General features: G+C 53.0%; 19 protein-coding genes. 14 read left to right on the top strand and 5 right to left on the bottom strand.

Translation table 11 applies throughout. The annotated features are described in order from the left end of the window. Nucleotides 1–32 precede the first annotated feature (32 nt). The 3 genes from ACTJI9_RS17860 to ACTJI9_RS17850 all read right to left on the bottom strand — a co-directional run bounded on the left by ACTJI9_RS17860 (nt 33) and on the right by ACTJI9_RS17850 (nt 1,449). On the bottom strand, nt 33–629 hold the full coding sequence (locus tag ACTJI9_RS17860) for a general stress protein (protein WP_115055081.1): 597 nt from the start codon (nt 627–629) through the stop codon (nt 33–35). A gap of 29 nt (nt 630–658) precedes the next feature. After that, the gene (locus tag ACTJI9_RS17855) at nt 659–979 is read right to left on the bottom strand and encodes a PepSY domain-containing protein (protein WP_440809779.1); all 321 of its coding nucleotides are present in this window, start codon (nt 977–979) and stop codon (nt 659–661) included. A gap of 179 nt (nt 980–1,158) precedes the next feature. Continuing rightward, complete coding sequence (locus tag ACTJI9_RS17850; RefSeq protein ID WP_440809778.1) at nt 1,159–1,449, bottom strand: hypothetical protein; 291 nt, start codon at nt 1,447–1,449, stop codon at nt 1,159–1,161. On the opposite strand from ACTJI9_RS17850, the gene ACTJI9_RS17845 reads away from it, so the two are divergent. The 3 genes from ACTJI9_RS17845 (at nt 1,448) to ACTJI9_RS17835 (ending at nt 3,689) form a co-directional block, all read left to right on the top strand. Beyond that, on the top strand, nt 1,448–1,894 hold the full coding sequence (locus tag ACTJI9_RS17845) for a hypothetical protein (protein ID WP_162802624.1): 447 nt from the start codon (nt 1,448–1,450) through the stop codon (nt 1,892–1,894). The two genes, ACTJI9_RS17850 and ACTJI9_RS17845, sit on opposite strands and share 2 nt — an antisense overlap. A gap of 230 nt (nt 1,895–2,124) precedes the next feature. Next, nucleotides 2,125–3,222 carry an HPP family protein gene (locus ACTJI9_RS17840; protein ID WP_440809776.1) on the top strand — a complete coding sequence of 366 codons (1,098 nt, stop codon included), beginning with the start codon at nt 2,125–2,127 and terminating at the stop codon, nt 3,220–3,222. A gap of 116 nt (nt 3,223–3,338) precedes the next feature. Beyond that, complete coding sequence (locus tag ACTJI9_RS17835) at nt 3,339–3,689, top strand: DMT family protein (RefSeq protein ID WP_115055076.1); 351 nt, start codon at nt 3,339–3,341, stop codon at nt 3,687–3,689. A 214-nt stretch (nt 3,690–3,903) separates the two neighbouring features. Here ACTJI9_RS17835 and ACTJI9_RS17830 read toward each other — a convergent pair whose 3' ends face one another. Further along, on the bottom strand, nt 3,904–4,074 hold the full coding sequence (locus tag ACTJI9_RS17830; RefSeq protein ID WP_162802623.1) for a hypothetical protein: 171 nt from the start codon (nt 4,072–4,074) through the stop codon (nt 3,904–3,906). A 248-nt stretch (nt 4,075–4,322) separates the two neighbouring features. Here ACTJI9_RS17830 and ACTJI9_RS17825 point away from each other — a divergent pair, with 248 nt between their 5' ends. From ACTJI9_RS17825 to ACTJI9_RS17775, 11 genes are all read left to right on the top strand, one after another. Then, on the top strand, nt 4,323–4,595 hold the full coding sequence (locus ACTJI9_RS17825) for a hypothetical protein (protein WP_115055075.1): 273 nt from the start codon (nt 4,323–4,325) through the stop codon (nt 4,593–4,595). 465 nt (nt 4,596–5,060) lie between these two features. Continuing rightward, a complete protein-coding gene (locus tag ACTJI9_RS17820; RefSeq protein ID WP_440809772.1) occupies nt 5,061–6,050 on the top strand; it encodes a helix-turn-helix transcriptional regulator in 990 nt (329 codons plus the stop codon). A 102-nt stretch (nt 6,051–6,152) separates the two neighbouring features. After that, the gene (locus ACTJI9_RS17815) at nt 6,153–7,283 is read left to right on the top strand and encodes a polysaccharide biosynthesis/export family protein (protein WP_440809769.1); all 1,131 of its coding nucleotides are present in this window, start codon (nt 6,153–6,155) and stop codon (nt 7,281–7,283) included. Nucleotides 7,284–7,326: 43 nt separating this feature from the next. Beyond that, a complete protein-coding gene (locus tag ACTJI9_RS17810; RefSeq protein WP_440809766.1) occupies nt 7,327–8,193 on the top strand; it encodes an FkbM family methyltransferase in 867 nt (288 codons plus the stop codon). Nucleotides 8,194–8,236: 43 nt separating this feature from the next. Further along, complete coding sequence (locus ACTJI9_RS17805) at nt 8,237–9,559, top strand: glycosyltransferase family 4 protein (protein WP_440809834.1); 1,323 nt, start codon at nt 8,237–8,239, stop codon at nt 9,557–9,559. A gap of 7 nt (nt 9,560–9,566) precedes the next feature. Then, nucleotides 9,567–10,733 (top strand): hypothetical protein, encoded by a 1,167-nt coding sequence (locus tag ACTJI9_RS17800; RefSeq protein ID WP_440809764.1) that lies wholly within the window; start codon nt 9,567–9,569, stop codon nt 10,731–10,733. Between the two features lie 145 nt (nt 10,734–10,878). Then, nucleotides 10,879–11,580, top strand: a complete 702-nt coding sequence (locus ACTJI9_RS17795) for an outer membrane protein (RefSeq protein ID WP_440809762.1) — start codon at nt 10,879–10,881, stop codon at nt 11,578–11,580. A gap of 57 nt (nt 11,581–11,637) precedes the next feature. Further along, nucleotides 11,638–12,822 (top strand): Hint domain-containing protein, encoded by a 1,185-nt coding sequence (locus ACTJI9_RS17790; RefSeq protein WP_440809760.1) that lies wholly within the window; start codon nt 11,638–11,640, stop codon nt 12,820–12,822. A gap of 155 nt (nt 12,823–12,977) precedes the next feature. After that, nucleotides 12,978–15,296, top strand: coding sequence for a glycosyltransferase family 4 protein (locus tag ACTJI9_RS17785; protein WP_440809758.1), 2,319 nt, complete (start codon nt 12,978–12,980; stop codon nt 15,294–15,296). Further along, on the top strand, nt 15,274–16,272 hold the full coding sequence (locus tag ACTJI9_RS17780; protein WP_115055067.1) for a hypothetical protein: 999 nt from the start codon (nt 15,274–15,276) through the stop codon (nt 16,270–16,272). The genes ACTJI9_RS17785 and ACTJI9_RS17780 overlap by 23 nt, the downstream gene beginning before the upstream one ends. Continuing rightward, nucleotides 16,269–17,114: a tetratricopeptide repeat protein gene (locus ACTJI9_RS17775; protein WP_440809756.1), complete on the top strand. Its 846-nt coding sequence runs from the start codon at nt 16,269–16,271 to the stop codon at nt 17,112–17,114. The genes ACTJI9_RS17780 and ACTJI9_RS17775 overlap by 4 nt, the downstream gene beginning before the upstream one ends. A gap of 16 nt (nt 17,115–17,130) precedes the next feature. Here the strand turns inward: ACTJI9_RS17775 and ACTJI9_RS17770 are convergent, their stop codons facing one another. Continuing rightward, nucleotides 17,131–18,210, bottom strand: a complete 1,080-nt coding sequence (locus tag ACTJI9_RS17770; protein WP_307277498.1) for a capsule biosynthesis protein — start codon at nt 18,208–18,210, stop codon at nt 17,131–17,133. Between the last annotated feature and the right edge of the window lie 65 nt (nt 18,211–18,275).

Raw genomic sequence — 18,275 nt, 5'->3', positions numbered from 1 at the left:
CAAGGGCGCTCTTTCTGTTTCTGCTGCTGCTATTATAGCGGATGGTAATTGCGAACCCTGTCCCGTTCCCGCGCGAGCTCTTCTTCGGTAAATGCCGGGCTTGACTCATCAAAGCGATCCCAGCCTTCTTCACGATACATGGATCGCCTCGTGTCGAGATCTACCGGCGTATTATTGTTGATGATCGAGCGGGCAATATCGGCCTGGTCATCGCTGACCCTGGCGGATACGAGCGTGCTGCCGCGGCGGACGCCCTCCGCATAGACATGCGCATCATCTTCATCAACGCCGGAACTCGTAAGCCCGCCAATCAATCCGCCAGCGGCGCCGCCAGCCACTGCACCGGCCGCCGCACCAGCAGCTGTAGCTGCGAGCCAGCCTGCCGCCACGACAGGGCCGACACCAGGAATTGCCAGCATGCCAAGACCGGCAAGCAGCCCGCCCGTACCACCGACAACAGCGCCAATACCGGCGCCGGCAGCAGCCCCCTCGCCCGCATAGGTTTCGCCGCTATCGCCATCGCGTCCCGCGATTGTGATATCGGAAGAGGAAACCCCGGCGTCTTCGAGCTGCTCGACCACCTGTCTTGCATCGCGGTGATTGTCATATAGTCCTGTTACAGTTTGCATATCTGATCTCCTTGAGCTGGTTTACGCCCTTATTTTGCGGTCTCTGTTATGTTGCCCTGATAGTCGAGCTTGACCTCGAAAGACTTGCCGTCCTTGTTGCCCGTACCCGTCCAGATGCCGTCTTCGCCTTTTACAAGGCCCGTTACGGCAGTGTAGCCTTTGGCTTCAATGCGCTCTTGGGCCTGGGCTTCTGTAAAGCTATTTTCTCCGGCGACAGGCGCAGCAGGATTGGTAGAATCCGGCGTTGTCACTGCCGGTGTTTCAGACTCTGTAGTCGGCTTAGGAGCCTCCTGTGCATAAGCCAGTGAGGCAATCGAAAGCGCGCCAAGTACGAGTGCAATTCGTCTCATATGAACCTCCATCTTTCGCGACCATTTTGTCAGCCGCCTGAGAGACTAACCCGCATAGGCAGATGAGGTTCCTGATTTTCAGATGATGGAGAGCAGGTTTATTTTTTCTAATTGACGGAACTTCCTGGAAGGAGCGTCAATGACAAGAACCAAAAACAATCGCGAGGAACGGCGCGGGCTTATTGCGCACCCACCGGCCGCGGAGGATAGACTGCCTGTGCAGGTACACGGTATATTGCGCCGGTTGTCATGCTTGATATGTTGGGAGCCTGCCTTCCCTTTATCAGCATGTCCTCATGCACCCAGCCAATCATGCCAGTTGTCGGCACTGCAATATGATGCCATTTGCCCGCTTTGCTGTAGGAGCGCATTTCACGCCCTTTTTCGACAGAGCCTATCGAGGCGGAAGCTTGCGATGCGCTACGCCGTAAAACCAGCCTGTCACGAGCATAGACTACCGACGGCGCCATGCCCGGCACATTGGTGCCGCGCGGTGGCTCGCCAATTGCTTTGCCAATGGGCCCCTGCGGACGCTGCAATGATGCTTGCTGCGTCGGCTTCGTTGCAGCAGGATTTTGTTGCGGCACGCCCACGGGAACGGAGGGTCGCGGCACAGGCGCTCGTGCTATCTCTGTCCGTCCGCTATCCTCGCGAAGCGCTGTTTTTGCCGGCGACCTCACCTCTTTCTCGGGTCTGGGCACCGCAGACGGCGCTCTGGAAGCTGTAGCCACGGGGGATCTGGTATTTGTTGCAGATGGGTTTTTCGCCTGTTCCTTTGTCCAGAATGCCAACAACCCGACACCACCCAATACCGCCACTGCAAGCAGCAACCCGACGGGAGACCAACGCTGCGACGACCGCGAGGAAGATCGCTTCGGAGAGCGCGAAGTTGAACGAGTGCGGCGCTTTTTCTGAGCCATTGAGTCCTGCCGTTTTCAGTCCATCATGGGGTGACTGGATAAAAGTCGGAAATATCGAGTCGCGATATTCCTAATTTGACAGGGCTTCCTTGGTATTTCGTTACCATGGCAAAGGGAAAAAGTTTTTACGGATAATCGCCGATTTAGAGAATTATTTCCCTTTTCATTGGCTCCCGTCCGCCGTAGATGCGGGTATTATATCGAAAGTCGCCCGGAATTTTCCAAATGCGCCAATTTTTCTATTCAAAAGGCCCGGATGGGACGGAGCGGTTTCGTCTCTTCGTGCCGATCCTCGCCGGGGCGACATTGCGCGAGAGAATTATCGGCTGCATTGGGGCATTGATCGGCATTGGCCTGACCGGTTGGATTTGCGGCATCATGTTCGGTGCTGGCCCCGCCGTGCCGCTCATCGTCGCGCCTGTTGGCGCATCCGCGGTCCTGCTGTTTGCCGTTCCGGCCAGCCCTCTGGCACAGCCTTGGCCAATCATCGGCGGCAATACAATTTCCGCCTTGGTCGGCGTGACAGTGGCTCATTTCGTACATCAGCCGGAACTGGCTGTTGCTCTGGCTGTTGCATGTGCAATCGCAGTGATGTCGGTGGCACGGTGTCTGCATCCGCCAGGTGGCGCTGCCGCTTTGACAGCTGTTATCGGCGGGCCAGCGGTTCTTTCGGCGGGTTTTCTCTTCCCATTCGTGCCGGTTGCGCTGAATTCCGTGCTGCTCGTTGTGCTGGGTATCCTGTTTCACAGGCTGGCTGGCAGAACCTATCCACACAAGGCAGCCGCGCCTGTTGCCAATATACATGGGACGCAGGACCCGCCAGCCCCATTGCGTTCGGGCTTTCAAAGCGAAGATGTCGATAACGCGCTGGAAGCACTTGATGAGACATTCGATATTGAACGAAGCGATATCGATATTCTGCTGCGGGAAGTGCAGGTTCAGGCCGCTATACGGTGGCACCGGGCACTGCTGTGCAGCGATATCATGTCACGTGACGTAATCAAGGTTTCTGAGGATGCCAGTGCGGATACCGCGCGGACCCTGCTGCTTGAACACAATGTGCGTGCCCTGCCCGTTCTTGACCTTTCAGGATGCCTGCTTGGCACGATCGGCTTGCGCGAATTGGCAAATGCCGGGGCGGCAATCAAAGGGTCAATCACCGCTGCTGTCACTGCCAAGCCTGACGACCATGCCATGAAGCTTTTGCCCATGCTGACTGACGGCAAGACCCATGCGGTGATCATCATTGACGATTCCCGCCATGTTCTCGGGCTGGTCACCCAGACCGATCTGCTCGGCGTCGCGTTCAATTCCTATCTCTGATCCGTTGCGCAAAAGATGCAGTGCCGGAAAAACCGGGAGCGGGCGCTTATCGCCCGTCGTCCGGCGACCCGTACTCTGATATCACCGTTAAATCCCGCAAACCAAAGAGACCCTCCATGCCGTCTTTCGATTATATCCGTCCTATCCTCCTACTCCTCGGATCAAATGTATTCATGACATTCGCGTGGTACGGGCATCTCAAATTTGGCAATAAATCCTTGATGCTGGTCATTCTTGTCAGCTGGATGATCGCCTTCTTCGAATATTGCCTTGCCGTTCCGGCCAACCGCTACGGGCATGAGGTTTATTCCGCAGCCCAGCTGAAAACGATCCAGGAAGTCATCACGCTTCTGGTCTTCGCAGGCTTTTCGGTGGCTTATCTCGGCGAAAAAATCACAATCAACCACGCTGTCGGTTTTGCCATGATTTGTGGCGGCGCATTCTTCGTATTCAAAGGGCCACTATAATTGAATTTCGGAATTTGTCCTGAACTGTCGCAAATCTGCGACAGTTCATCCTTCTATTTTTCAAATCGGGGATGACAGACCGCAAAAAAATGCGGTCTAACTTTGTACAATTGATTTGTGCGTGAATACTTCAGAAAAGCAGATAAGAACAATAAATGGGGAGAGCGCTTTCATTGCCCAATACTGTAAAGCTTGGCGCGCCAGATTGCTGGACTCATGCCTTTTTCATGGCCGGCGTCTCGTCGGCAACCACATCGCGCCAGAAGCACATTAAGGCACCGCATTCGGAACAATGCACGGGCGCCTCGTCCTCTTCTTCAATCGGAACCGTCATATGACTGGTTTTGCACTCGTGACATATAATCTCTTGGCCGAGCTTCTGCATAATTGCACTCCACAAGGAGTAAGCTTTAAATGAATAAAGAATGCAGGCATCGCTCGTGGAAGAACGTCTTGAAGCGACACCCTCTAAACCAGTCAACAATAACCATATTATGCGTTAATTGGCAAAGACAAGCTTGCCTATATTGAAAATGGATAAACGATTCCCACTATAATTAATCGATTGCGGACTAAATTAATCTGGAGTGACCATTTCGGTGGTGGGGTATGGTCGAAAATGAGAATTGAACCATGACGGGACACGAAAAACTTATTGAAGCAGTAGCTCAGGCTATTCATGCTTACCGCAGCACTGGTAGCCAGGAGTGGGACAAAATCCCCGACTTCATCCGTCAAACCTATCGTGATTATGCCAATGTTGCGCTCCCCATCGTCTATGATGTCCTTCGTAACCCGACGAATGAAATGATCGATGCGGCTAACCGTGCGCGCCCCTCTGTGACCTCGCGAACGATACAGGCGGCGATAGAGGCCTCCCCTCTCAATCCTGAGAATCAGGCGTGAAGGCGTAAAACCGTTTTTCTGACGAGACATCCCACTCAGGACAGATTGCGTCGGACGTAAAGCGCCGAAGCAATATAGGCTGCGATTCTTTTGGCCAATATCCGCCCGAAGTTTCAAACTTGAATATTACATTCTTATATCCACGCGGTTTTTGACCGGATCACAAACATACATTTTGCGACAATAAAGTATTATAAGCGCCAAAAAGTAATGTCTCGTCAAACATCTTGGATTAAAATCACTTTGTCTGCGTATTATTCAAAAAAAAATATTGCCATATGTAAGGCGATGAAGCAGTGTCTAAGGGAGAAAGGTGTAAATCGGATTGTTTACGAGTTTTGAATACAGCTATTCTTATATAGCTTTATAATATTGTTAAAATTGCAAATAAATCCTTTTAATTCGATAACTGAACATTGGTTTCATACGAAACTGGTTAACACGGTTTAGGTAATTGGGGGACTCATGTACGACAATTCTCTAGGTAAATCTGATTACAGGTCTTTGACCGTAGCAGATGATACTGATCGGGATGCAGAGGCCCCGGATGAGAAGTGGCGTTGGTCTTCTTATAGCGATGATAAGGGCAATATTGGCTACAGTCGCAACCTTTATAAACTGCAACAAACCACGATTATGTACGGCGATACCCATGGCCGACTAGAAATGATCTCCAAAGGAGCTTCATCCACTCTCAGTTTTCTCTTTGTCATCAAGGGAACTATTGACCTGGTCGACATGAAAAAGAGAAAAATACAGACATTGGTAGCCGGCAATGCAACCAGCATCATCGATCGGGCAGATGTGAAAGCCAAAATCCACCCCGGAAGCTCTTGGGTAGCCTATCGGGTACCGATCACCACGCTGCGGGAATATTTCGAACGCCTGATGCACCGGCCCTATTTTCAGGAGCAGGCTTTCGCGCCTCTCCATGATTTTCGCTCCGGTAGTGCGGCAGCTCTGTATCAAACGCTGTGTTACGTCAGTGAAGATCTCGCCAATGCGACCAATTCGACACGAGACGTTCTGACCAACGTCTATGAACGCTTACTGCTGGCGAAACTGTTCATGACAAAACCTGACAATGTAAACACGCTCAACAATTTGGCAGGTCGCCGGATATCGCCGCGCTATCTGCAGCGCGCCGAGGCATTCATGCGCGAAAATATCCATAATGCTGTGACACTCGATAACATAGCAGATGCAGCAGGGTGCAGTGCGCGGGCGCTGCAGAGAATGTTCAAGGAATATCGGGATACAAGCCCGATGCATGTTTTGTGCGAGTACAGATTATCTGCGGCACATGAGGCTATCCTGAGTGGCAGTGCTCGCAATGTCACGGATCTTGCCATCCACCTGCAATTTTCCAATCCCGGACGCTTCTCGTCACTGTACCGCAATGCCTATGGAATGAGCCCGTCGGCAATGATGCGCTTTCATGAAAAGAATACCTGACACATGTTGCGAATGCCAGTTTGTACCTTGCGTAGCCTGCCTTCCTCAAAACCACTCACCCTGGCCAGGATAAGCGTTTTACCACTTATGCTGGCAATAGCGGTGTCGGTTTCCGGTTGCCTTCCCCGCTCGGGGCCAACAACGGGTGACGTTCTCAATCAGCGGAAGACGTCAACCAACCTGAATTACGCTCTCGTCGACATAGGCAAGGATATATTGACCTATGCCGGGACCCGTCCGCGGGCAAGCCTTGCCGCCAAATTTGGCGCCGGGCCGCGTTCCAGTGATCTGCGCATCGCTGTGGGTGATGTTGTAGCCGTCAACATTTGGGAAGCGCCTCCCGGCAGTCTCTTTGGCGGAAACATCACCATGGCCGGTTTTCAGCAACCATCAGGCAGCTCAGCTACCATTCCGCCCCAGACGGTTTCCGGCAATGGAACGATCGCCGTACCCTATGCGGGCCGCATAAAGGTCATTGGTAATACGCCGACACAGGTCGAACAACAGATAACCAAGGCGCTTGAAGGCAAGGCAGTTCAGCCGCAGGCACTGGTCACCATCCAGCGCAGCACGGCCAATGCAGTGACCGTAACCGGCGAAGTGGCTGCAGGCGCCAGAGTATCGCTGACAGGTGCCGGCGAACGGGTCCTTGATGCCATCGCAAGCGCTGGCGGCCTTCGTGCGACAGCAAGCGACAGCATAGTTGGGCTAACGCGCAACGGCGTCGTCGCACGCGTACCCTTCGACGTCATGCTGGAAAACCCGGAAGAAAATGTCCGTTTGCGCTCCGGTGATCTGATAACAGTGGTGCGCGAACCACGTACATTTCTGGTATTCGGCGCCACTGGCCGCAATGCAGAAGTTCCATTCGACGCGTCCCGCATAACAATGGCTGATGCCTTGGCAAAATCCGCAGGTCTGAATGACCAGCGGGCGGATGCGAGCGGCGTATTCGTTTTGCGATACGAACTGGCGTCTGTCGCGCGACACTTCATTCCGGCAGGCAGTCCGCTCCTCAGCAGGGGCGAATACATTCCCGTGGTTTATCGCTTCAATATGCGTGACACGAATGTGATGCTTTCCATGCAGCGTTTCGAAATCCAACCGCGCGACGTGATTTATGTTGCCAATGCGGCGGGTGCAGATCTGCAGAAAGTCATGGCCATTTTCCAAGGTGTAAGTTCCCCTGCAATGAGTGCAACCTCGCTTGGTCTTAGTGCCAGCCGTCTATGAAAACTGTTTTTGTCTACTACCGGGTACTGGAATGAGATAGCGCATGCCATCATTGCTTCACTTGCACGAGATAGCGAAATTGAAGCGGCTTGATCTTGAGGCTGCGATATTGGCACTCGCAAACAGTGCCTATTTGGGAGATCATACTGCGATTGCCCGCGTGCTTGGCCGATACAAGCTCTATATCGACACACGCGATCGCGGCTTCGGCTCGCATATTCTGCTCGATGGTTTTTGGGAGATTTGGCTGACACAGTTTTGCGCCCGAAATGTCCGGGCCGGCATGACAGCCATCGATGTCGGTGCCAACTTCGGCTATTATTCAGTGCTACTTGCCGAACTCGTTGGGGAGAAAGGAAAGCTGATCGCTGTCGAGCCCAATCCGCACGCGGCAGACTTCCTCAAAAGAAGCCTCGACCTGAACGGGTTTACTCCGCGCAGCCAGGTTATAGAAAAGGTGCTTGGCGGCACAGGATCCAGTAGCGCGAAGCTGTTCGTCCGCGATCACGAACCGAAAAATGCGACTGTTGTGCCTGCCGCTTTCGATGCCGAAAATGCCCGGCAACATGGCGGTTACCTTATCGAAATTTCGGTCGCTACCATGGATGCATTATGCATGCCGCTTGAACGCGTGGATTTCATCAAGATCGATGCAGAAGGAGCAGAAGAGGATATTTTTTCTGCCATGGGCGAGACGATAGAACGTCACCGGCCAATGATCGTTGTCGAGTTCAACGCTGCCCGTTCGGAGAACAGCGCTCAGTTCGTCGAAAAGCTCACGAAAATTTACGGAAAGATCCGGCGTCTTGATTTTGAAGGCTTTGCCCGGCCCGTTACGGCCAGTGATTTGATGACGCAGAATTATGGCCAGGACTGGCTGCTTGTGCTTTCGGATAACGAACCTGCATGAGGTCATAGGGCCTTGAAATATCGCTTGAAAGGATGCCGCCTTGGTGAAAACCATCCTCTACGATGGACTTAATCTATCCCTGCAAAAGGGGACCGGCGTTGCCACTTATACACGCGGTTTGATTCAGACAGTGCGGAACCTTGGTTATCAGACAGGAATTGTACACAGTGTCCAAAGCAAGTTGCCCCGCAATCCGGCTTTGCGTGAAGTGGTGCTCTTTGACGATAATTCGAACAGGAAGCTGGGGCCCCTAGCTCTGGGTAAACGCTGGGCGCGGCGGCGCGTTGGGGCACCATTCGGCCTAACACCAACCCATGTTGAACTGACCGGGACAGTTATCCTGAAATCACTGCAGGGCAACGTTTTGGACTCGGATTATCTTTACGCAAACAACGATCTGTTTGCCACGGCACGGCATCACTTCAAGAATTTCGGCAAGAGCCTGCCGCTTTCATTTGCGCACAAGCCCGATCTTCTCCATTGCACCTATCCCATACCGATGCGAGCCAGAAAAGCACTGAATGTATGCACCATTCACGATCTGGTGCCGCTACGCCTGCCCTACCTTACCGAGGACAACAAACGCTACCACTACAAGATGCTAAAGCATCTGGTTAAATCCGTTGACCATATCGTCACGGTGTCCGAAACATCGCGGCAGGACATTATCCGGTTTCTCGGCGTCGAAGAAAGCCGGGTAACCAATACCTATCAGGCTGTTCACGTGCCGCTGGAGCTGCGCGAAAAAACGCAAGATGTTGCTGCCGACGAAATTGCCGGAATATTCAATCTGGACTGGAAAAAATACTTTCTCTTTTTCGGCGCATTTGAACCCAAAAAGAACCTCTCCCGTCTGGTTGAAGCCTACCTTTCGGCCAAGGTCGATTACCCATTGATCATCGTTGGCGCGCCGGGGTGGAAGGGCGATCAGACGCAGCTTTTGATTGAAGACGACCGCTTTCGCTTCTTCCTTCAGCAGGATAATCGCATCACCCCCGGCAGGCGTATCCACCGGTTCGATTTCGTCTCTTATAATCTGCTTGTCAGTCTGATCCGCGGAGCTCGCTCTGTCCTGTTTCCCTCGCTTTACGAAGGATTCGGCCTGCCTGTTCTGGAATCGATGCAACTCGGTACGCCGGTGCTGACATCCACTGAAGGCTCCGTTCCGGAAATTGCGGGCGACGCTGCCCTCTTGATTGATCCTTACAACACTGAATCCTTGCGTAATGCGGTGCGCGCACTTGCCAATGATCAAGACCTTTGCGACCATCTTGCGGAACTTGGCCCGGCTCAGGCCGCTAAATTCTCGCCTGAGCGCTATCAGCAAAAGATCGCCACACTGTATGACGATCTGTTGGGGAGCTAAGAGGTAGATGACACTCTTCGTCGCCTTTGGATTGCCCGGCACGATGTTTTCTTGGGGCATTGCTGCGCTCAAGGCCATTGCCAGTGAAGTCTATGGCGATTGCAACACTGTGAAAGTAGAGACCCTGCCGCAATTGCAGGATGCCTGGCGAAACCGCACCAGCGAAGCAATGATTATTACCTCCCATTATCCGGATCAGGAGCTCTGCGCTTTCCTTATGCGGTCAAAAGCGCCCTATCTCGTATTCACCGAAAACGTGATGGACGCTTTAAACTGGTTGGCCAAAACGACGGGTACAACTGATATCCCGCTGGTACGGGCCATGTCGGCGAGTCTTGCCTGCATCTCTCAAATACGCACGCATCCATCGATCCTTGCCGTGCAGCGGCAGAAAATGGGCCCGGTGCAAATACATAGAATACTTGGCCATTTTTGCCGGACACTTGGAATTAATCTCTCCAAGGAAGGGATTATCCGTTGTCTTGAAAAACTTGGCACCGACTTTTCAGGACCAGCGCCGGACCTTTCGCGTATTCCCACATTCGAAGCATCCGCCAAAAAGCTTGACCCTCATTATTTGACGCCCGGCACCGAGCTCAAAGCTATTTCGCCTGAGATACGCGCCATCGCACTTGATGTACTCAAACCGCTAGACGGTTCGATCATGCGAACCCCCATTGCGAATGTGACCTGGCCATTGCAGACCTTTTTGCTCGCCGATAAGGCAGGCGCCAATATTGTCAGCGAAATTGAGTTGGTGGGGCGGGCACGCTGTGTCGTTTATGGTCCCTATTTTCACCTTCCTCCGGGGGAATGGACTGCTCGTTTTTCCATGCGCATCGACAATGAAATCTACGGCCAGATATTCACCATCGAAATTCACAATTCAGAGCTGCTGAGCAAAATCAGAATCCGCCCCTCGCAAACCGGATCATTTGTTGCTCAAGCTCAATTTCAGATCGAACGGGCCAAGGAACCGATAGAGGTGCGCCTGTTTACAGAAAGCGGTGCCATAGAAGGTTCAATCGCCCACTGGTCGGTTGAATTGATTCCAGAAGAATCTCTCCCAGCACAACGCTTTGGCGATACGGGAAATTACTCTGAAAACGAGCGAGCATTGCCGCCATCAGAACGTTCCAAATCAAAAGAAAATCAGCCTGCGAACGCTCATTAGCCCAACGTAGTTCTGTTCAATACAAATTACGTCAATTAAGCACATTTAACGAATATCTTTAGCATTACTGGCCTAACTATATTGTATTCCCACGGTTTATTCTGTGCAAGTATAAGTTGAAGTTGCACATTCAAAGGTGAATCTCATGCGGAAATCCAACGTTATCGGTCTATTCTTGTCAGCATTGGTTGTTTCGGGGGGCGCGCATGCCGCCGATGCTGTCATTGAAGCTGCTCCCGAAGCTGTGATGGCTGATCCGGGCTTTGTCTGGACAGGTTTTTATGCGGGTGTGAATGCCGGTTACGGCTTTGGTGGCGATGACCGCGTTGGCGTCCGGGTCGGCGATACTTTTCTTGGAAATATCGGTAAGATCGAGCAGAATGGTTTCATTGGCGGTGCCCAGATAGGCTATAACTACCAGATGAACAATTTTGTTCTCGGTATTGAAGCCGACTTCCAGGGGGCTGGCCTTGATGACTCTACATCAGGAACACTAACTGGCGTTGATCTCCATGCCAAATCCAGCATCGACTGGTACGGTACATTGCGTCCCCGTCTCGGCTATGCCTGGGATCGCACGATGATCTATGGTACGGGCGGTTTGGCCTATGGCCGCGTCAACTACAAGATGTCGGCAGATGGCGTGCAATTCATGGACGAAAACAAAACCCGTGCTGGCTGGGTTGCCGGTGCAGGTGTTGAACATGCATTCACCGACCATGTGACCGCCAAGCTTGAATATCAATATGTCAGCTTTGGCGATTATACTGTCGAAAGCCAAGGTGTCTCGACACGGGCTTCACCAGACTTTCATAGCATTCGTGTGGGTCTGAACTACAAGTTCTGATCCCAATTAAACAGCATCACTATGATAAATTAACTCTTAACAGGAGCGGGGAAGGCTATGGCTTTAATTAACCTCAATCTGATCAGTAATTCGACGCAGACCATTGATGCCGGTAGCGGTGCCCAGAACGGCGATACCCTCGAATTGGGCCTGGTCTCCAATGGTACGCTGATCATCGATGGCGTCGATCTTACACTGACGAACCTCATCGGTGGGGGTGTCCTAACAAGCACCACCATCATCTTGCAAAACGGCGCTGATCTCGTCGTCGATACGGCTTTGGCCGGTGTGACGGCGGGCTCAACATTCCATTATATGATTGGTGACGGCACAAGTCTGGAAATCCAGGCAGCAGCCATCAGTGCTTCTCTTCTCGATGGCACGACCGTCGACTTCCTGAATGCCAATGGCAATGGCCACTTCATTTATGACTCCGGTCTGCTAAACATTGCTCTCAGCAGTCCGCCGGACATTGTGAACGTGGACAATGGCGATCGCGTAACTGTAATCGGGTCGGCCAGTGTTCAGCAATCGGGCAATACTGTAACGTTCTATGGACCTTTGGGCATTCTGCAACCCATCGCTTCCTATGACATCCCTGCTGGCGCTACTTACACTTATAGCAACGCCACAGATACACTGACCTTCCTGACTCCTTGCTTCGTTCGCGGCACACTTATCGCAACTCCGGACGGAGAGATCGCAGTTGAACGTCTGAAGGCAGGCACGGTCATCTCCAGCCTGAACAATGGCGCGGTTGCCGTGAAATGGGTTGGCAATCGATCCATTGATCCAAAGACACTGGACAAGCCACGCAATGATCTGCCAATCCGCATCCTTGCAGGTGCGATTGCGGAAGATATGCCCTCGCGCGACCTCTACGTCTCGCCGGACCATTGCATGTTCGTCAATGGATCTCTTGTGCCGGCAAAACTATTGATCAACGGGACAACCGTCAACCAGCCGATCACACTCAATCCAGTCGATTACTATCATATCGAACTTGAGCAGCATGACGTGATCTGGGCAAACGGTGCCATGGCTGAGACCTATCTTGATCTCGGCAACCGTCATGTATTCCTCGAGCCAGGTGTACTGCAATTCACCTCGCCCAAGGCATACGACGCGAAGGCATGCTACCCGCTTGCCTATTCGGGTCCGGCTGTGGATGCAGCCCGCGCAATTATTACCGAGCGCGAAGTAGAGCTTGGCTACGAAACCGAAGAAGCCAAGGTTTCCTGATAATTGTGGGGCGCGTTTACTCCAGTCAACGCGCCTCACATACTTCTTTAATCTAGAATCGACCTTTACTGTGCAAGGTAGAGGTCGATTTACGCATTAGAAGTTTTTCACATTCAGTATGACATCTGGCCAGCAGATGTTCTGGAGAAAAGTGTATGCGCAGTGCGCCAATCGTGTCGCCTTATACTATTGATCTTGATGATAAAAATTTGAAGTTCGCACGCGAGGCATTTGCCGGTAAGCGTGTTTTCTTCGACGGTGTGTTCAAAGGCGATTACAGCCTTGCCATCGTTAATCGGCTTCTGGCAAAAGCGCTTGTTGAGGCCGGTGTCGATCTTCACTGTTATACGCCCGAATCCGATTGGCAGAGCGATGCAAGGCTCAACGCCGCTCCCGAGGTGAAACGCCTGCTGCTGCCCGGCTATCCGACCGAGAAATACGACATCCATTTGCGTAACACATGGCCGCCAGCCACGCATGACATGATTGGGCGCTTCAACGCCTATGTGAACTTCGCCTGGGAAGAACTGGAAGTTCCCCAATATATGATCGAGCGCTTTAATCGCGACCTTGATCTTGTCATGGTAACGGCCAATTTTGTGAAACAGGCTTTCGTGCAATCCGGCCTGACGGTCCCTGTTGAAGTTGTCGGCAATGGCACGGACCATGTTGCGCTTGATGCGGGCCTGAACACGCCCTCGCCCCTGCCCGCCACCGGCAAGAAACGCATTCTGCATGTCTCATCCTGTTTTCCGCGCAAGGGAATTGATGTGCTTGTGGATGCCTTTACACAGACATTCAAGCAAAACGAACAGGTTGAACTTGTCATCAAGACCTTTCCAAACCCGGACAATATTCTGTCGTCGGTCATGGAAAAGTTCAGTGATCGGCTCGCCACTGCTGCACCGATAACAATCATCAATGATCTTTACACTTCCGAGCAGCTGCTGGCGCTTTATCGCACAGCCTCGCTTGTTGCCGCGCCAAGCAGAGGCGAAGGTTTTGGCCTGCCTCTGGCTGAGGCGATGCGCCTTGATATACCGGTTGTCACCACGGCCTATAGCGGGCAGGTGGATTTTTGTACGCCCGAGACCGCATGGATGGTGGACTATCAAATGGCCCCCTCACAAACCCATGTTTCCGGGCCTTTGAGCATTTGGGCTGATCCTTCTGTTGAACATCTTGGCGCGCAGATGCGGGCGGCCCTGACGAACCACGAAGACGCTCGCTTGCGAAGTAAAAACGCCCAAAGACTTCTGGCCGATCACCTGAGCTGGGGTGCTGTAGCAGGGCGCGTGCTTGCATCAATCGCCAAGGTCAAGAAAAGCGCAGCCACAGCGCGCAAACCCTGGAGCCTGGACCTGGTTTCGTCCTGGCATCAACAATGCGGCATCGCTACCTATTCGGAACATCTCTATTCCACCCCGGCATTTGCCGACAGATTTTCGCATATCTATGCAAGACGCCTGCTCAATGATGAGTTGCCGCCTTCCGCACAGGCAAAACATGCTCCCGCGCAGGATCTCGTTTCCCGCTCCTGGGGATATGATCTGACATCACTGACAAGATTCATTTCGGAAATCGAAAATGCCCGGGGAGACGTGCTGTGGATACAGCATCATCCGGGACATTTCTCGACACCCGATATGGAACTTGTCAACAATACGCTGGCAAATACCCGGCATAAATTGCGCGCTATCACGATGCACAGTGTGAAGGAAGTTCTTCGTCACGGTCATCTCGAATGGACGAAGTTGTTCGACATTGTGTTCGTGCATTCTGCCGAAGATGCGGGCCTTTTGGCAAAGGCCGGGCATCCCAATCCCGTTGTCATGCCCCATGGCGTCATTCCGATACCGGAAGACGATATCCGCCCCGATCCATCGGTTTTCACTATAGGATCATTCGGATTTCTGACGCGGCACAAGAATATCGACCTTCTGGTGCAGGCCTTTGCACGGGCGCGGGTCTTTGAACCACGTTTGCGCTTGAAGCTTCTCAATTGCATGCTTCCCAATGATGAATCGCGGGAAGCCCGGGTTGTCATTGAAAACCTGTTCTCCCATTTCAATCTGCACGATGTAGCCTCTGCACGATTTGATTTCGTGGAACAGGATGAACTTGCCCGCGAACTGGCACAGTCCGATCTTCTGGCCTTTCTCTATGGTCCCTCGAACGAAACGGCGACGGGAGCGGCTCGCATCGCAATGAGTGCCGACCGGCCGCTTCTGTGCTCACGCTCGACCGTCCTGCGCGACATGTGGCCGATCAGCCATGTGGTTCGTTCCGTGGATATAGATTGCGTTGCCGAAGCCATAATCAGTCTTGCACAAAATCCGGTCCTGCTTGGGCTGCGAGATCCCGACCGGCGTCAGGCGGTGCAATGGAATTCCTATCCGCGCGTCGCTGCAAGACATGCCGCCCTTATCGAACAGATGCTGGATCAAAAACATGACAATCGCCGAGCTGCATAAAATCCCGCTTCAAGCTGTGCCCAAGGATGTTTTTTCCCTGTCCGGTGAAGCCTTTGTGGATGCCTGGGCCACTGCTTTCAACTTGTCTGCTGATGAGCTCAACGATGAAGAAAGGCAAAATCTCGTGAAAGCCATCCGCAACGGTACAAACCGCCTCAAGATCATTGACGCCTTGCGCGCCATATCGTCCGACGGCGGCGAGAAACCAGTCGACTATGAGGCACAGGTGTTGCGGCGTACTCCGGATCAATATGCCATTATCGAGAGTTTCACACGTTTTGCACCAGATAATAATGTCGCCTTTCTGCGTTATACATTTGACAAGATTTGTGGCCGCGACCCCACTGAAAAAGAACGCCTCACCATGGAGTTCGATCTGCGGCGGAATGTGACCACGCGCGAAGATATCGTCAAACGCGTCGTCTCTATCGCACGCCGCGACGGTCAAATTTCGCTCTGGGATACGTTGGAACAACCGGTGACCCAGCACTCGGGTAACAAGCCGGTTGATCCCAGTTCCGCCCGCACGCTGCCGGCAGGCCTTTCCTATGATATTGATGGCAACCAGACACTGATTTTTGTTCGCGAAGTGCCAGGCGAAGGCTGGATGATCGGCCCGGACCTGCTGCACCAGCCGGTCAATGTTGTCGATGGCGGATGGAGTGTTTCGCCTGGCTGGTTGATTACCGGACCAAAACGCAGTCTGGAAGCCGGCACGTGGATGGTCCGGCTGGATCTCGTGCAGGATCCGGCAGCCAGAATTGCCGTACAGGTCAGCGCCAATTCCGGACTCGACACCTTGCAGGAATTGATCATTGCCGGTTCGTTCGTCGGAAGCCTGTGCGTGAATATCCGCAATGAGCATAGATTTGTGGAACTCCGACTCAAAATACTCGAAACGCCCGACACAACGCCCTGGATCAAACTGCGCGATGTCTCCATGATCCGGAGCAAGCAGGGGCTGGAAAACTCATGATCAAACTGCCTTTCTCGGACCGGACGCGGCGTATTGCAGTGCAGCTTGCTGCGGTAGCGGATAGCGCGACCAGCCCCAGAAACCTTTCCCAGCAGGCCGATGCCGCTCGCGACAAAGGCAATTGGGAAGAGGCCGCAGCGCTCTACACCAAGGCTATTGCCGCCGATCCCGCACGCACGGGTTTGCTTGTGCAGCTAGGTCACGCCGAAAAGGAACTCGGCAATTATGATCGGGCCGAAACGGCATATCGGAAGTTTGTCGGTATGAACCCTGAGAATGCGGATGTGTATCTACAGCTGGGACACCTCTTCAGCCGGGCGGGTGAGTCACAAAAAGCCCTTGAATGGTACGAGAAGGGTTTAAAACTGGCGCCTGCGGACGAGGAATTGATCCGCCACACAAATATCGCACGCAGCCGGTCCGGCAAACCCGGTGTTCAGCTCAAGCGCCTCGAAGCAATGAAATATGTCGAGGAGCAGGACTGGTCTCGCGCACGCCAACTGCTGCGCGAACTTGTTACCGAGGACAATGAGCGGGACATGATTGCCGTCTACGCCAATATAACCAAAGAAGACGGGGATTTTGACGAAGCGAAGAAGCTTTATGGCGAGTACCGCGCCTATGCGGAAGCTTTTGACCAAAACAGTCTGGAAGACGTAGAGGTCCAGCTTGGGCATTTACACAAATTGACCGGCGACTATAAAACAGCACTGTCGCACTATATTCTGGCGCGCAATGTGAGAGCGCAACGATCCGGATATATCGACCAGACAGGTTCTATAGAGAACGAAATTCAAGCGTGCATCAGCGAGATTTACACCTGTTTTGCACCACCCGCCTGAGCGCTCCTGTCTAAACTCAACTGTCGTGATCGCGGATCGCGGTAAGCAGTAGCCAGCCAAGCAGATATCCGATCGATGTGACCAGAAATACGATCGCAATATTCTTCAAGGCCAGAGGAAGCTCGGCCTGGTCTGGCAAATTGGGCGAGACGACCACTTCCAAATAAAGCTGCTGCCGGCGCGCGTCGGCCCGCGCCGTTTTCAGCGAATCCAATGCTGACAGGAGCGCCTTGTTGGAAAATTCCCTTTGCAGCATCAAGGCTTCATAATCTGCTATTCGCGGCGCAATCGAACCGTCCTCTCCCGCCACTTTGCTCCGCTCCATGACCAACTGCTTTTCGAGTGCATCAATGCGGCTCGTCATAAAGGGGATCGAGCTTGAATCGGGAGCCGTGGATCTGGTTTCTGCAAGATTTGCGCGGGAAACAGCCAGCTCCGAACTGATCCGGCTCATGAGTTCGACCATGGACACGGAGTTGAGCTTGGGATCGATCATAAGCTCCTTGTTGCGAAAGAGCGTTATGTTCTTCTGCGCTTCGATCATCCGTTGCTCCGCACTTTCAACTTCCGCAGTAGCAAAACGTACCGCATCCCCCCTCGCCCGTTCATTCATCTTGATCAGACGCGCATTGCCGATATCCAGAAGTGTCTTGTTCAGGGCCAGAGCGTCCTGCGGCAGGAATGCCGAGGTCCGCAGAAGGGTTATGCCTGTCGTGTCATTATGCACAATCTGGACACGCTTGCCGTAATAGCGGAACAACTCCTCGAAAAGCCCGCTTTCCCACGGAGCTGGAAACCGTGCCAGCACATCTCCATGGCTGCTATCAAAATAGGTTCGCAGGGGCAGAGTATCCTGCACAACAGTCAGAGCATCCCGGGAACGTATATATTCCTGAACGGAAAAAGTGTCGTCCTGCGATCTCGTGATGCCGCTGTTCTGCAACATGGAGCCAAGGTTTGATGAGGATGGCGGCGTGGCCATTCGCACGACAAAGGCCGACTCCGAGACAAACATGGGTGATGCAATGAAAATATAATAGAGGCTCACCAGCAAAGTCGGCAGGCCAATGAACAGGATAGCGAGCAGGCGCGGCACAAATTTTGCGCGTGCATATATGGGCCGAGGCGCGGGTGCCGGTGTAAACAGACCTGGAGCAAGAC

It is taken from the genome of Phyllobacterium sp. 22552, from assembly GCF_052044585.1.
GTDB lineage: Bacteria > Pseudomonadota > Alphaproteobacteria > Rhizobiales > Rhizobiaceae > Phyllobacterium > Phyllobacterium ifriqiyense.
This window is presented reverse-complemented; position numbering and strand designations above follow the sequence as displayed.